We start from the raw sequence: 16,354 nt of genomic DNA, 5'->3' as shown, positions 1-16,354 counted from the left end.
GCGCTGGTGCTGGCCGCGGCGAAGCACGCGGCCGAAGCGGTAGCCCCCACCGGGGACCGGCTGGACCGGTGGGGGCTGAGCCCGGCGCAGCGCGGGGCGGCTGAAGCCGCGCTGCAGTTCCTCGCCGGCCAGCCAAGCGGTGGCGGCGGGAGGAAGTGGCGATGGCCCAATATAAGGCCATCGCAGCCCTTCGGCGCCGCGCCAGCAGATGGCGCCAGGCAGGCGGGGAAGCGGCGGCCGGATGAAGGGCCGCCTCATCTTGCGGCAGACGGCTTTGCAGGTGCCGATGGTCGGACAGGAAAGCAGCAGGCAGGCGAAGCGCCGTCTCATCTTCCCGCTTCCGGCTTTGCAGGTGCTAGCGGTCGGACGAGGGAGTGGCAGCTGGACGAAGATCCGCCTTATCTTCCAGGAGTCGGTCTTGCAGATGCCGGTGGCCGGGCGGGAGAGCGACAGGCATGCGAAGCGCTGCCTCATCTTCCCGTTTCCGGCCTTGCAGGTGCCGGCCGCCGTACAGGAGAGTGGCAGCCAGCCGGGCCACCGTCTCAACCTCCGCTTGCTGATCTTCCAGGTGCTGCCCGGCGGATGGGAAAGCGGGGCCCAACTGGCGGGCCGCCGCGGTTCCTGCTTTGGGCGGTGACCGGCGCAGGCAAAACGGAGATGATTTTCCCGCTGCTTGAGCATGTGCTGCAGCGCGGAGGCCGTGTTCTGGTGGCTACGCCAAGACGTGACGTTGTTCTTGAGCTTGCGCCGCGGATTGCGAAAGTCTTTCCGGATAACCCGCCAGTCGTGCTCTATGGTGGAAGCAGCCAACGGTGGGAAAATGCTAGGCTGGTGCTTGCCACTACGCATCAACTGCTTAGATATCATCAAGCCTTTGATCTGGTCATTATTGATGAACTGGATGCATTTCCGTACCACAATGATCCAATGCTAGCCTATGCGGCAGAGAACTGCTGCCGGCCGGATGGGCGGTTCATCCTGCTCTCGGCTACGCCACCGAAGCAGCTTCAGCGTGCGGTCGCTTCAGGCAGAATGCCTCATGCGAAGGTACCTGCACGGTTTCATGGACATCCACTCCCTGTGCCTAAGAGAATTGTTATGGAGCCAGTGGAACGCTGCTTGGCTAGACGACGCCTGCCGCTTTCGCTGCTGAAGGAGCTGAAAGGTTCAGTTGAACGAGGGGCTCAAATCTTCGTCTTTGTCTCACGAATAAGACACATTGAGCCGCTGGTCCGTCTGGTTCGCTCTCTGCTCGGCAGCAAAGTCCCGGTTCAAGGAACGTCCTCACAGGATGAGGGAAGATCGGAGAAAGTGCTGAGTTTCCGATCCGGTGAGATCCGGGTGTTGATTACCACCACGATTCTCGAACGCGGGGTAACCGTACCGCGGAGTGATGTGTACATATTAGATGCGGACAGCGGACTCTTCGATGAAGCTTCCCTTGTCCAGATGGCGGGCAGAGCCGGAAGATCCAAGGATGATCCGGCCGGGAAGGTGCTCTTCGCCTCCAGGGAGTGGACGGCCTCCCAGCGGGGGGCCATCCGCCAGATTCGCGGGATGAACCGGCTTGCCAGCCGGAGCGGATATCTTTGTTCTCAAGGAAAGGTGGGGGAGAGATGAGCTGGAATCGTCTGCAATCGGCAATCCTTGGCCTTCTCACTCCATCGGCAGCAGGCTGTCTTGCCTGCGGGAAAATGATGCGCAGCAGAGACCGGCATAACCCTGAGTTATGCCAGGACTGTGCTTTGGCAATTCCCTGGATTTTGCAGCCACGCTGCCTCTTGTGCGGACGGTCCATCGGATGCCCTGACTGCACCCGTCCGGGTGCATCGCGGCACTCTTTCGTTCTGAACCGCAGTGCGGTAGTTTACGATGCGAGGATGAGGGAGTGGCTCGCGATGTATAAATATCGCGGCCATGAGGGCTACGCCCCTCTGCTGGCCCGGATGATGGGACGGGCCTACCTGGCGATGGCGTCGGAATTATCGGCTCCCGGCCTAATTCCAGCTTCTGGCGACCTAGGTCACGCGGCGCAGCTGCCTTGGCCGCCAGAAGCTGCGCGAGACCGGACGCCTTGGCAGGCCGACGCCGTAACCTATGTGCCGCTCAGCAGCCAAAGGCTCGCCGAACGCGGCTTCAACCAGGCGGAGCTGCTCGCGTCCGGAGCAGCCCGGGCAGCGAGGGTTCCGCTCATCGAATTGCTCGAGCGGTCCCGGAATACCGAGAAGCAGAGCTTGAAAGGCCGTGAGCAGAGGCTGCTCAGCATGCGGGGGGTGTTCAGGGCCGTGCCGGGGGCGGAGGAGATGGTTCGGGAGATTTTTCATCGGAGCAGAAATGGGAAGAAACGGATGGATAGGTTAGGCAGGATAGATGGGAGGCATGGGTTGCATGGGATATATAGTGAGCCGAGGAAGGATGAATTGGACAATGTGAGAGGCACAGGGAACGAAGGTATGGAGGGCATAGGTTTTTCGAATAACACGAATGCCTTGATAAACAAGAACAATGGGAGTAACGATAACAACGCGATTAACAAGGTTAACAGGTACAGCCAAATCAATAGGAATAACACGAACAACATAAACTGCATCAGCAGAAACACCAGCAACATCAGCAATACCAACAGCACCAACAGCACCAACAGCACCAACAGCACCAACAGCACCAACAGCACCAACAGCACCAACAGCACCAACATTATTAGTACCAACAATACAGACGGGCATAGACCAGAGCCAACCCAACTCTTCCGCCTCCTGCTCGTGGATGACATATACACAACCGGCAGCACTGCGGAGCACTGTGCACAGGAACTGCTGCAGATATGTGGGGCGGCTGGAGTTCCGGCAGAGATATACAGCTTGACTTGGGCGAGGTCTTAAATAGATTAGGAGAGATGGACAGGATACCTATCAGCAGGCCCTTTAAATATTGACTGTCTGGACGAAAAAACTCTATCTTCTTGTAACACTTATTGTTAAATTAGTACGCTTTTCCACCGATATATTAACAAGAAGATCAGTCTTGATCACACAGAGCAGATAACGAGTCTGCTTAATTGAATAGGGATAGACGCCAGTGGTATTATAAGGTAATCTTAGGAATAGCCAAGTAACCTTACTTAGTTTCCTTGCATATTCCATGGCTTTATTTGGAATTTGTTCCTGACCCGCAATTTAAGTACAATGAAATGAAAGAGGAGATTCCCTATGGATCTTGATAACTGTCCTCGCTGTGGCAAGCTGTATGCCAAAAATTTTAAAAATATGTGCTCCGCCTGTATAAAAGATATTGAGCTGGAATACGACCGCTGCTTTAAATACCTCCGTGAGAATAAAGGGGCTACGATTCATGAGCTTTCCGAGGCTACAGAGGTATCTGTTAAGCAGATTACCAAGTTTATTAAAGAAGGCCGGATTTCGGTGGCGAATAACCCCAACATGATGTACCCTTGCGAGGTCTGTGGAATTTTGATCCGTGATGGTAATATGTGTGATGGCTGCCGGAACCGATTAACACGCGATCTTACAGCGGCTTCCCGGGAAGAACGGCAGGCCGGAGGACTAGAGTCGGGTGGGAACAATGCGGCTTATCACACCCTTGACCGTCTCCGCAAGGACTAAATTCACAGGTGTTTGTACGTCTAGAACTATAGTTTTGGTATAACTAATGACTTGGGAGATTGTGGATTTTGTTAAAGTTCATCCCGTGGAACTATAAATAATGTTTCAAATGGTGCCGATAAACTTAGTAGAGATTATCGGCATTTTATTATTTTTGAGAAAGAAGGTGTAGGTTATGAAGATAAATGATACCGGAAGAATCGGGTCTATAAATTCGTATCAACGCCAACTAGAGAATCAGCGTCAGCTGACCGACAAGAAGATGAAACGTAAAGATGAAGTATCTATATCGAGTGCTGCCCAGGAGCTGCTGCAGGCCCAGGCTAAGGAGAAAACGGCAGACCCAGCGCGTGTTCAGCGCCTTAAGGAATTGAAGGAACAGGTATCCTCAGGAACATATCAGGTGGATGCGGGCAAGCTTGCCGATAAACTCGTGCCTTACTTCAAGTCCTTCGGCGATAACGGATTATAATGTGCGGACGACCAGGTTCATTTACGTATAGGGGGATAACATGGCAGTACAAGCACTAATTGAATCATTGGAGCGGCTTGATGAAGCCCATGTGGATATGCTGGATTGGGCCGGGAAGAAACGGACCGCCATTATGAAGAACAATGTGGATGAACTGATCGGGATTTTGAATCAGGAGTCCCGGATTATGAAGCGGATCGAGCAGCTAGAGCAGGAGCGGGTGACCGCATGTTACGAATTTTTGCATGAACGGGGTGTAAAGTCTCAGCTAAATTTGACGATGACGGAGCTGTCCCGGCTTGTCTTTGATCCGGAAGAGAAGCAGTCGCTGCTTCATATGCAGAAGAAACTTTCCAATACGCTGCACCAGCTTAAAGAACTGAATGATTTGAATCAAAAGTTAATAGAGCAGTCGCTTACTTTTCTCGATTATTCACTTGACCTTCTGGTGGGTGAACCTGAGCAGGCAGCGACATACCAGCATCCTGCTGATAAAAACGGCGGCCGCGGCCGTCCAGGACTTTTTGATACACGCGCCTAATGCTCATTTGAGGAGGAAGTAAGTCATGACATCAACATTCCATTCGATAGAAACAGCCAAGCGAAGCCTATTTACGCAGACCGCGGCTTTAAATACGACAGGACATAACATCGCTAATGCAAATACGGAAGGCTATTCCCGCCAGACGGTGAAGATGAAGCCTTCGCTTTCTATAGAAGCTTATGGACTTAACCGGTCCAATACTCCAGGGCAGCTGGGAACCGGGGTAGAGTATCAGGCAATTGAACGGATTCGGCAGGGTTTCTTGGATAGCCAATACCGTGGCGAGAATAATGCTTATGGAACTTGGAACATCAAGGCAGATACGCTTGATAAACTTGAAGGGATTTTTAATGAACCTTCGGATACTGGAATCAGCAAGGTGCTTAACAATTTTTGGAGCTCATGGTCCAATCTAAGCAAAGATCCGGAAAGCGCTTCGGCCCGTAAAGTTGTTAAAGAAAATGCGGCCGCTTTAACGGACGCCATGAATTATATGAGTGGGCAGCTCTCTAAATTAAGTCAGGATTTAACTACTAACGTTGGGGTTAAAGCCAGTGAAGTGCAGAACTACCTGACCTCGATTGCGAATCTTAACGAATCAATTACCCGCATTGAAGGGCTTGGAGACCATGCCAATGATCTTCGGGACCAGCGGGATCTGATGACAGATAAATTGTCCCAGATCATTAACATTAACGTTCAGGAGACAGATCAAGGTTACACAGTCTCCATGGGCGGGCAGATTCTTGTAGAGGGTAACCAGGTTCAGGTAGACGTGGATGGCTCCGGTCCTGATGACAAGGGCGCCTTCCTGGAAGCAGCCTATGCATCAGGGAATCTTTCAGGCGGCGAAGTATTCGGGATGATTGCTTCGCGTGAGAATTATGTTAAGGACTATCAGCGGCAGCTGGATAACTTGGCTAACACTCTGGCTAATGGAGATATTCAGATTACACTTCCGAAGGGAACCATTCTTCCTGATGGCGTTACTGTAGCTGGAGTGACTGGCCGTAACGTAACCCAGGATACCGTAGTGACAGTAAAAGGTCTGAATGGTCTGCACCAGCTAGGCTATACAATGGATGGTACAACTACAGGAGGATTACCTTTCTTCGAGGCAAAAGGCGGCGGCAATATCACAGCAGCAAATATCAGCCTTAATGCCAAGATCGCTGCTGATGAGAACTTGCTTGCAACTTCTATGCGGACAGAGGGCACGGGAACAAGTGAAGCAGTTATTAAAGGGAACAACACCCTGGCACTGTTAATGGCTAATCTCAAAATGACGAATTTCACCTCCGTAGATGGTTCCCGTACAACAACGATTGATGGTTTCTATAACTCTGCTGTTGGTCAGCTTGGGGTTCAGTCCCAGGAAGCACAGCGTCAAACTCAGAACTCGGACATTCTGGTTCAGCAGGTAGAGAGCCAGCGGCAATCGGTAAGCGGAGTTTCTCTCGATGAGGAAATGTCCAACTTGATTAAATTCCAGCATGCCTACAGCGCTGCATCACGGTTTATGACCACGTTTGACCAATTGCTTGATAAACTCATTAACTCTACCGGTACCGTAGGCCGATAATCTTAAGATGTAAAGGAGGTTAGGTGCAATGTTAAGAATTACATCAAATATGATGAACTCCCAGTTAATGCTCAATTTGAACCGTAATGCTCAGTCTATGAACAACACGCAGAACCAGCTTGCAACAGGCCGGAAGTTGAACAAACCTTCCGATGATCCGGTTGGCATTACGTACTCTCTCCGCTATAGGGGGGAGCTGGCATCCAATGACCAGTACACCAAGAATGTGGATAGCGCCTTGTCTTGGTTGGATTACAATGACACAGTTCTGGGTCAGACTGGGGATGTTATTCAGAGACTACGTGAATTAACGGTTCAGGCAGCTACTGGAACGAACCCGCAATCTGCTCTGGACAGTATCAATAAAGAGGTCGGCCAGTTAAAAGAGCAGCTGATCGACATCGCAAATAGTACGTTGAACGGGAAATATATTTTTAATGGTGAGGCCTATAACCGCAAACCATATGATTTTCCTAAGAATCCGGATGGCACATCGGATACCTCCAGTTTGAGTACATTAACTACGGATACTGGGTTAATAAATTACTCCGTTGGAGATAGTGTGCAGCTACCGATAAATATGACAGGTACTGATATTTTCGGAACCGGGGCAGATCCTACTAATATTTTTAATATTATGGACAGCCTCTCAGCTGCTTTAAAAGCTGGGGATACAGCTGCTATTTCAGGACAGTTAGATAAAATTGATAGCCGTATGGAGAGGATTCTTACCTCACGTGCTGAACTCGGTGCTAAAACAAACCGAATTGAGTTGATGCAGAATAGACTTGGTGATCTGAATACTAATTTAACAGATCTTCAGTCCAAGACCGAAGATGCCGACTATGCTGAATTAATTATGAGATCAAAAGTGCAGGAGAATATTTATAATGCCTCCTTGTCAGCTGGATCTAAAATTATTCAACCTTCATTGGTTGACTTCTTGAGATAAATTAGAGGAGAGCTTATATGGTTCAGCCAATCCTTCAAATTCGTCAGACTCCTGCAATCCTTAATTTTGACGCTGATCCTGGTCGGTTCTCTATACGACAACCACAGGCAGAAGTCAGTATGTCCACGACACCGTCTGAGCTGGAAATTCATCAGTATCAGCCGAAGCTGAGCATAGATTCCTCAGCAGCACAATCAGCGTTTACAGGCGGGAATTTTCTGGAGATGAACAAGCGGATATACTCCGGGATTCAGAATATCTTCCTGCAGAATATCGCACACCGGGTGGAGCAGGGAAATCGGGCTGCTGCTATATATGAGCCTGGGAACACGATTGCAAATATCTACGGGGAGGATTGGCAGGGTGTTCCCTTCCCGGAATTCCGGGGACCCGCTTCCATGGATAATGTGGATATTCATTTTGAAGTCACCCCACCCGAGATCAGATTCAGTAAAGCCCATACGAATATCCAGGTGGAAGTGCGCAAGCCTGAGATTCAATATACCCGTGGGAAGTTGGATATGTATATGAAACAGTATGCATCGGTTCAGTACATTCCGCCTGAGGTGGATATTCGGAAATAATTTTGTATGATGACTATAGACAGGCTAGAATAACGCCATCTATAGTTTTCTTTATTTGTAGAATTTTAAGGAGTGAATGACAATGTTGATTCAGACAGCTTCCTGGGGTGAATTGGAGATAGAGACTACCCAAATCTATCATTTTCCCAAAGGAGTACCAGGTTTCGAAGAGGAAACAGAGTTTGCTCTAATTCCATTAGAGGAAGATATGTTTGCTTACCTTCAATCCACGAAGGAGCAGGAGCTTGCGTTTTTGCTTGCCGATCCTTTTAACTACTATCCGGACTATGAATTTGAGCTGCCTGAGGCGGATAAGGACGAGTTGCAAATTGAAAGCAAGGTGCTGGTCCGGTGTATTGTATCCCTTAAAGACAAAGTGGAACGGTCTACGTTAAATCTGCTGGCCCCGATCATTCTTAATCCTGACAAGCAGTTGGGTAAGCAGGTCATCCTCCATAATTCCGCTTATCAGACGAAGCATCTGCTATGGTCGGAGGACAACCGAATAGCCTCCTTAAAGGCAGGTGAATAAGTATGCTGGTACTTTCTCGAAAGAAGGGTGAAACGATCGTCATTCAAGATCAGATAGAAGTGACCATATTAAGTGTGGAAGGAGATACAGTGAGGGTGGGGATTTCGGCTCCACCTCATATCGACATTTTCCGCAAGGAAATCTATCTCTCTATTCAAGAGGCGAATCGGGAGTCGGCAGTACCTCAACCAGCGAATTTTGAGGCGCTTATGCACCGGCTTAGAGGTAATCAAAAAAAATAAAAAAAATTTGGGAATAGGTATAAAGTGTCAGGAGCTATTGTCGATATATATATTAGACGCTGATTCGGCAGGGCGGCCGACCTTAATGAGTCAGCGTTACCACAAGGATGTGGAACTAATTATATTCAGGGAGGAAACACACAATGATTATCAACCACAATATTACTGCAATGAACACACACCGTCAGTTGTCCATCAATACGGCTGCTACTAGCAAGAACATCGAGAAACTGTCTTCTGGACTTCGTATCAACCGCGCTGGTGACGATGCAGCTGGCTTGGCAATTTCCGAAAAAATGCGTGGTCAAATCCGCGGTTTGGATATGGCTACTAAGAACGCACAAGATGGTATTTCCCTGATTCAAACAGCTGAGGGTGCATTGAACGAAACTCACAGCATTCTTCAACGTATCCGTGAACTAGCTGTTCAATCATCCAGTGATACTAACACAGCTTCCGACCGTAAAGAACTGCAAAAAGAAGTACAGCAGTTGAAAGACGAAGTAGACAGAATTGCGAACAACACTGAGTTCAATACAAAGAAATTGTTGAACGGTGACTTGTCTGCTAAAGCATACAAAGATGAGTCTGCAGTTGTTGCAAGCAAAACAGGCGACTTTGCTGTGGCTGTAACGGGTGCAAATCCTCTCTCAGATGGTGACGCGACAACTCCTAAAAACGTTACGGCGGATGACACATTTGTAGTTAAGGTTACAGCATATAATGCGAACACAAACCAGTATTCCTATACGATCACTCCAGAATCTACTGGTGTAGAAAGTGCTGCAGCAACCTTTACTGCTGGTGGCTCCGCTACTGATGCTGTTGGAACAGCTGCTTCTTTAGGCGGAGTGACTGTTACAATGGATACCACAAAAATCAAAGTTGGCGATTCCTTTACTTTGGTAACACGTCAAGAGCAGAACAGTACTGGTGGTGCAACTAACGCACTGAATTTCCAAATTGGTTCTAACTCCAACCAAACAATTGGTGTAGGTGTTGAATCCATGAAAACTGGTGATCTGCACATTAGCAAAGTGGATATCTCTACACAAGCCGGTGCAACTGCAGCAATTTCGACTCTGGATGATGCAATCCAGAACGTATCTGCAGAACGTGCGAAGCTGGGTGCTGTTCAGAACCGCCTTGAGCACACAATTAACAACTTGGGAACATCCTCCGAGAACCTGTCAGCCGCTGAGTCCCGTGTTCGTGACGTAGACATGGCGAAAGAAATGATGCAGCAAACTAAGAACAACATCCTTGCTCAAGCTGCTCAGGCTATGCTTGCTCAAGCTAACCAACAGCCACAAGGTGTTCTGCAATTGCTTCGTTAATCTTCAGCTGGTTTTTAGAACGAGAAATAGACTCCAGAAGCTCTGGAGTCTATTTTTTTAGATAATTTAAGAGATTTTGAATATAACATATCCCAAATGGAGGGAGTTTAGCACATGGCAAAAAAAATGTTTAGTAAGGTGACAGCAGCACTGCTTGCCTGCCTCTTACTAATAACACAATCAGTTGCTTATGCAACGGATGTGGTGATTGAGAATCCAACGCCGGACTTAATCGCTCCTTTAATTAACAATATTAGTGTAACAAACAATGAATTAACTCCAACATCGCCTGTAAAGGTTATAGCAGATATAACGGATGAACTTTCCGGGTTTAGTGATGGTTATATTACATACACCAAGCCCAATAATCAAAGCATAAATGCCCCCTTTGTATTAAATACAACCACCAACCAATACGAAGCAACGATAACGGTTGCCAGTACAGGGGTAGCGGGCACTTGGAAAGCCACAACAATATTTCTAAGAGATAAGAAGGATAACACCGTTTACCTAAGTCATATGGCTGAGCAATCCAATGGGGAGAAAATTGACTTTACTCCACTACATTTGAACGTGACTGGGGTAACACCTGCACCTGAACCAACCGATAAGCAGGCACCGGTTCTTCGTTCTATTCAAGTAAATGCACAAAAATTGACGGTAAATGACAAGTTGCAATTAACTGCAGAAGTGACCGATGATGAATCAGGAGTGGCATCCGTAACGGCTAATTACAAAAAGCCCAGCGGTGCAACCAAATCCATCTCCCTGAGTTCAAATGCAGCAGGCCAATTTGTGGGTTCCTACACCATAGGGAAATATGATGAAAGTGGAGATTGGACGCTGGTCTCGGTTACTGCCAGAGATAAAGCAGGAAACTCCAAAACCTATACTAGTTACTTGGATAGCAATAATAACACCATGAACTTCAGCAATTGTCTGGTGACCATAAGCGGAACAATTGTCGATAAGGAAGCGCCTGTACTACGAGATATATCAGTAACCTCGCAAGTTGTACGCCCAAATGAGAAGCTTGAAGTGCGGGCAGAGGTGACAGATAATGAATCCGGTGTTGCAAGCGTAAGGGCTTCTTATAAGAAGCCGGATGGAAGTACGAGTAATATTGATTTATACAAAACCGCCTCAGGCCAATTTGTCGGTTCGGTTACGATCGGGCAATATGAAGAGCGTGGAATCCGTACGTTAAGCGCGGTATACATGAGTGATGCACTGGGGAATAGCCAGACAGTAACGAGTTATGTCGATAATAGCAACGTGAATAAGACATTTGCTCATTGCACAGTAGAGGTAACAGGTACAACGCCTGACTGGGAAGGGCCTGAATTCATCTCAGGAGCGATCAACGTTCGACAAGTTTCAAATGTGCAGGCTGAGGTGACTCTTACAGTCGGAGTTGAGGATCGTCTGTCAGGCATTGCAAACGGGACGCTTACAGGGGCATATAAGAAGCCTAACGGAAAGCTGTTAAACCTAAGCTTTAACAAGGTTAACAACAACCAATATTCTGCTTCAATTCTGATTGATAAATATGACCTGTTGGGAAAATGGGAACTGAATAATTTGTCCATTCGTGACAATGTTGGAAATTATACAAAACCAGACCAACTTGGAGTGGCTCCTTTATCGGAATTTGATTTTAACGTTTTAGGTAAAATCACGATAACTCCCGGAACTCCAAACCATATAACACTTGATGGACCTGTAGAGTTAAGCAATGGTCAAACGTATCAGTTAAAGCCTAGGTTAGGATTTAGTAACGCCTCGCTTGAGGAAGTGGATATTACCAATGATCCTCTAACGAAATATACTTCATCAAATACAGAGCTCGCAGCCGTTAATTCTCAGGGGCTTATCCAAGTTCCTAATAACGTGGCTTCAGGGAATGTGACTGTTGAAGTAACCTATGGAAACGTCCGAAAGACTATAGAAATTAAAATCAATGGCGGTAAGACGGACTCCTATTTGCAAGTATCCCCGCTCCTAGTTACGATGCATGCGGGACAATCAGAACAATTAAAAGTAGTTGAGATTAATGATGGAGCAAGGAAGGATGTTACTAATTCTTCAAGCGGCATCACTTATACAAGCAGTGATCCAACCGTTGTTATGGTTACTCCGGATGGACTTATTAATACTGTTTCTGATGAGCAACAAGGAACATTCTATATTAATGTCAACTACAAAGGGTTGAAGGCAAAGACTACAGTTAAAGTTTCTAAGCCCGTGGTCAAGTCACTGGCTATCTCACCACTTGAGGAGACGCTCTCATTAAGCAATAATAAACTTCAGTTGGTGTTAAAGGCATTTATGACGGATGGGACTACTAAAGATGTAACCAACGGCTCAGAAGGCACCAAATATATATCATCCGATCCCAAGAGAGCTACTGTAGACGCTAATGGATTAGTCAGCGTGCCGGCAAATGCGATTAGCGGCAAAGTTACTATTAAAGCAACTAATAGTAATTTAGTGGCTCAGACAACCCTGACCATAGACGGTAATCCTGAACTTACCGGAATTGAGATTATTCCGGAATCTCCGGTATTGTCTCCTGGAGGAACGAAAAAGATCAAGGTTGTTGCAAAGTACTCTAATAATACAACCAAAGATATAACAGCAGGCAGCTCAGGAGTTGTGTATACAAGCAGCAATCCGGCACGTGCGGTTATAAGCGCTGATGGAGAAATTACGGTTCCTGGTGATGCTCCCTTGGGGACAGCCGTAATTACAGCTAAATTTGAGGCTTTTCAAACTACTGCAACCTTAAACGTGGTAAAAGATATAACGAATGAAATTCAGTCTATTGCTGTTACTCCTGAAGCCATAACAATGAAACCTGAAGAAACCCAGCAGATAAAGGTGACGGCTACAATGGGAGATGACAGGCTTAAGGACATAACAGCAAGCAGCGAAGGAACCACTTACACGAGCAGCAACACAGACCGTGCTGTTGTGGATGCAGAGGGTAAAATTACGATTCCAAAATATACTGGGGCCGGTACTGCAACCATTTCGGTAAAGAATAAATTGTTCCAGAGAACAGTTGTATTAACTATCGTAAAGAATGCCACAAATGAAATCAAATCTTTAGAGGTCAAGCCTGCAAATGTAACCCTGAAATTAGGGGATACACAGCAATTGACTGTAACTGCTGTTATGGGTGATGATACTCGGAAAGATATGACCAGCAGCAAAGAAGGCACGGTATATACGAGCACTAATACGGCTCGCGCTATGGTAGATGCGGAGGGACTTGTCACCATACCTCCTAATGCAACTTTTGGTACAGTTACCATTACAGCCAAGAACGGAATTTCCCAATCGACAGTAGTAGTAACGGTAGGGAAAGATCCTGCAACCGAGATGAGTAAAATCACAGCCTCCCCAGGAACGGTAACTTTGGTACCAGAGGAAACTCAACAACTGACGGTAACAGCCACCATGGGAGACGGTTCTACTAAAGATGTAACACGCAGCACAGAAGGAACCGTGTATATGAGCAGCAACACAGATCGTGCGGTAGTGGATGCAGAGGGTAAGATCACGATTCCGAAGTACGCCAGTGCGGGTACGGTGGTGATCACAGCCAAGAATGGAACTCTTCAATCGACAGCGGTCGTGACGGTAGCCAAGAATCCGGCGACAGAGATCAAGAGCATCGCAGTAAACCCTGCGACTGTAACCTTAGCGGTTGGATTCACCAAGCAGTTAGTCGTTACTGCAACTATGGGTGATGGAAGTCTGAAAGATATGACGAGCAGCAGCGAAGGAACTGTGTATATGAGCAGTAACACGGCTCGGGCTACAGTAGATGCGGAAGGACTTATTACGATCCCTGCTAACGCGACTTTCGGAACAGTTACCATTACAGCCAAGAACGGAATTTCCCAATCGACAGTAGTAGTAACGGTAGGGAAAGATCCTGCAACCGAGATGAGTAAAATTATAGTTACCCCAGGAACGGTGACCTTGGCACCGGAGGAAACACAACAATTGACGGTAACAGCCACCATGGGGGACGGTTCTACTAAAGATGTGACACGCAGCACAGAAGGAACCGTATATATGAGCAGCAACACAGATCGTGCGGTAGTGGATGCAGAGGGTAAGATCACGATTCCGAAGTATGCCAGTGCGGGTACGGTGGTGATCACAGCCAAGAATGGAACTCTTCAATCGACAACGGTCGTGACGGTAGCCAAGAATCCGGCGACAGAGATCAAGAGCATCGCAGTAAACCCTGCGACTGTAACCTTGGCGGCTGGATTCACCAAGCAGCTGGTTGTTACTGCAACTATGGGTGATGGAAGTCTGAAAGATATGACGATCAGCAGTGAGGGCACGGTGTACACGAGCAGTAACACCGCTCGGGCTACAGTAGATGCGGAAGGACTTATTACGATCCCTGCTAACGCGACTTTCGGAACAGTTACCATTACAGCCAAAAACGGAATTTCCCAATCGACAGTCACTGTGACAGTAGGGAAAGATCCTGCAACAGAGATGAAGAGCATCGCAGTTAATCCGGCAACTGTAACATTGACCTCGGGAGACACAAAACAGTTAACTGTAACAGCTACCATGGGGGACGGTTCTATTAAAGATGTGACACGCAGCACAGAAGGAACCGTATATATGAGCAGCAATATAGATCGTGCGGTAGTGGATGCAGAGGGTAAGATCACGATTCCGAAGTATGCCAGTGCGGGTACGGTGGTGATCACAGCCAAGAATGGAACTCTTCAATCGACAACGGTCGTGACGGTAGCCAAGAATCCGGCGACAGAGATCAAGAGCATCGCAGTAAACCCTGCGACTGTAACCTTGGCGGCTGGATTCACCAAGCAGCTGGTTGTTACTGCAACTATGGGTGATGGAAGTTTGAAAGATATGACGAGCAGCAGTGAGGGCACGGTGTACACGAGCAGTAACACCGCTCGGGCTACAGTAGATGCGGAAGGACTTATTACGATCCCTGCGAATGCGACTATGGGTACAGTGACCATCACAGTCAAGAATGGGATTTCTCAATCGACAGTCAATGTGACGGTGGGCAAAGATCCTGCGACGGACATGAAGAGCATTGCAGTTACTCCGGGAACTGTAACCCTGGCGCCTGGGGATGCTAAACAGATATTAGTAACTGCTACCATGGGGGATGGAAGTGTAAAGGATGTAACGGCCAGCAGCAAAGGAACTGTGTACACCAGCAGCATCCCTACTCGTGCTTTAGTGGATACGGAAGGCAACATCACAATCCCTTCCAATGCGACTTTTGGTACAGTTGTAATCACGGCTAAGAACGGAATTCTTCAATCGACAGTCACAGTTACTGTGGGCAAGAATCCGGCAACCGAGATGAAGAGTGTAGCAATTTCCCCAAGCAGCATAACCTTGGCAGCGGGGGGAACTCAGCAGTTGACTGTAACTGCGACAATGGGGGATGGCAGTCAGAAGGATGTAACGGCCAGCACTAAAGGAACGATCTATACAAGTAGTAATATTAATCGTGCTGTAGTGGACACGGAAGGTAACATTACAATTCCTTCTAATGCGACCCTAGGTACGGTTGTGATTACGGCCAAGAATGGAATTTTCCAATCGACAGTCATAGTGACTGTTGGGAAGAATATGGTGGCAGAAGTCAAGGGCATAACAGTCACTCCGGATACAGTAACCCTGGCCGCGGGAGATGTTCGGCAGTTGTCCGTCATCGCAACCATGGGAGACGGCAGCCTGAAGGATGTCACCAGCAGTAGCGAAGGTACGGTGTATACGAGCAGTAATTCGAGCCGGGCAATGGTAGATGCTGAAGGGAAAGTGACTATCCCGATGACTACCACTGCAGGCACTGTGACGATTACTGTGAAGAACGGATTGTTTACAAAAACAGTAGTTATTACAACAGTAAAATAATACGTTCAACTGGAAGAGTGTTTGCAGCATTAAAGGGTCTTTCTTCGGAAAGACCCTCTTTTTAGTAATACTGAGCCTAACCAAATTTTTCGACTTCCCTAAATTTAGGCAACTTGATTGCCGATATAAACAATATGTATAAATTTCCGTCGGAGGTTATTAGGATGAATGTACAGTTCTCACTAACAGCGAGTACGACATCTCAGAGTAAGCCAGAATCAGTGGTTCCTGCTGATTCAGGGGCTTCAGCATACAGTATTTCATCTATTCGTAATGTTAAAGACTTATCTGTTAAAGAACAACAAGGTGTATCGATACCCGTAGGCGAGGAACAATTGATTCGAAATATTGATCGGGCTGTAAAATCGCTTCAGGGCCCGGAGACTACACTGGATATCAGTATTCATGATAAAACACATCAAATTTTGGTCAAAGTACTTAATAAGGACACTGGCGAGGTTATCCGTGAGGTACCCCCAGAAAAGACACTGGACTTGGTAGCTAAAATGATGGAATTAGCGGGTCTGATGATAGACGAAAGAGTGTGAA

General features: G+C 47.5%; 13 protein-coding genes. All 13 read left to right on the top strand.

Going from position 1 to position 16,354, the window contains the following annotated elements; all coding sequences use genetic code 11:
* A partial coding sequence (locus BN6628_RS26735) for a helicase-related protein (RefSeq protein ID WP_235847683.1) occupies positions 1–1,620 on the top strand: 1,620 nt, incomplete at its 5' end.
* Complete coding sequence (locus BN6628_RS22065) at positions 1,617–2,882, top strand: hypothetical protein (protein ID WP_148449306.1); 1,266 nt, start codon at positions 1,617–1,619, stop codon at positions 2,880–2,882. The genes BN6628_RS26735 and BN6628_RS22065, both read left to right, overlap by 4 nt.
* A 327-nt stretch (positions 2,883–3,209) precedes the next feature.
* On the top strand, positions 3,210–3,623 hold the full coding sequence (locus BN6628_RS22060; RefSeq protein WP_068620603.1) for a TIGR03826 family flagellar region protein: 414 nt from the start codon (positions 3,210–3,212) through the stop codon (positions 3,621–3,623).
* 175 nt (positions 3,624–3,798) lie between these two features.
* Entirely contained in the window at positions 3,799–4,095 is a 297-nt protein-coding gene (flgM, locus tag BN6628_RS22055; protein ID WP_068620601.1) for a flagellar biosynthesis anti-sigma factor FlgM, read from the top strand.
* 40 nt (positions 4,096–4,135) lie between these two features.
* Positions 4,136–4,636: a flagellar protein FlgN gene (locus BN6628_RS22050; protein WP_068620599.1), complete on the top strand. Its 501-nt coding sequence runs from the start codon at positions 4,136–4,138 to the stop codon at positions 4,634–4,636.
* 25 nt (positions 4,637–4,661) lie between these two features.
* A complete protein-coding gene (gene flgK, locus BN6628_RS22045; protein WP_068620597.1) occupies positions 4,662–6,221 on the top strand; it encodes a flagellar hook-associated protein FlgK in 1,560 nt (519 codons plus the stop codon).
* 28 nt (positions 6,222–6,249) lie between these two features.
* Positions 6,250–7,173 carry a flagellar hook-associated protein FlgL gene (flgL, locus tag BN6628_RS22040; RefSeq protein WP_068620593.1) on the top strand — a complete coding sequence of 308 codons (924 nt, stop codon included), beginning with the start codon at positions 6,250–6,252 and terminating at the stop codon, positions 7,171–7,173.
* Between the two features lie 17 nt (positions 7,174–7,190).
* Positions 7,191–7,757 (top strand): DUF6470 family protein, encoded by a 567-nt coding sequence (locus tag BN6628_RS22035; protein WP_068620591.1) that lies wholly within the window; start codon positions 7,191–7,193, stop codon positions 7,755–7,757.
* An 82-nt stretch (positions 7,758–7,839) separates the two neighbouring features.
* The gene (gene fliW / locus BN6628_RS22030) at positions 7,840–8,289 is read left to right on the top strand and encodes a flagellar assembly protein FliW (protein ID WP_068620589.1); all 450 of its coding nucleotides are present in this window, start codon (positions 7,840–7,842) and stop codon (positions 8,287–8,289) included.
* 2 nt (positions 8,290–8,291) lie between these two features.
* On the top strand, positions 8,292–8,531 hold the full coding sequence (gene csrA, locus BN6628_RS22025; protein ID WP_068620587.1) for a carbon storage regulator CsrA: 240 nt from the start codon (positions 8,292–8,294) through the stop codon (positions 8,529–8,531).
* 143 nt (positions 8,532–8,674) lie between these two features.
* On the top strand, positions 8,675–9,868 hold the full coding sequence (locus BN6628_RS22020; protein ID WP_068620585.1) for a flagellin N-terminal helical domain-containing protein: 1,194 nt from the start codon (positions 8,675–8,677) through the stop codon (positions 9,866–9,868).
* Between the two features lie 114 nt (positions 9,869–9,982).
* Positions 9,983–15,805 (top strand): Ig-like domain-containing protein, encoded by a 5,823-nt coding sequence (locus BN6628_RS22015; protein WP_068620583.1) that lies wholly within the window; start codon positions 9,983–9,985, stop codon positions 15,803–15,805.
* A 164-nt stretch (positions 15,806–15,969) separates the two neighbouring features.
* On the top strand, positions 15,970–16,353 hold the full coding sequence (locus tag BN6628_RS22010; protein ID WP_068620581.1) for a flagellar protein FlaG: 384 nt from the start codon (positions 15,970–15,972) through the stop codon (positions 16,351–16,353).
* The last annotated feature ends 1 nt before the right edge of the window (position 16,354 follow it).

It is taken from the genome of Paenibacillus tuaregi, assembly GCF_900086655.1.
GTDB classification, from domain to species: Bacteria; Bacillota; Bacilli; order Paenibacillales; family Paenibacillaceae; genus Fontibacillus; species Fontibacillus tuaregi.
This window is presented reverse-complemented; position numbering and strand designations above follow the sequence as displayed.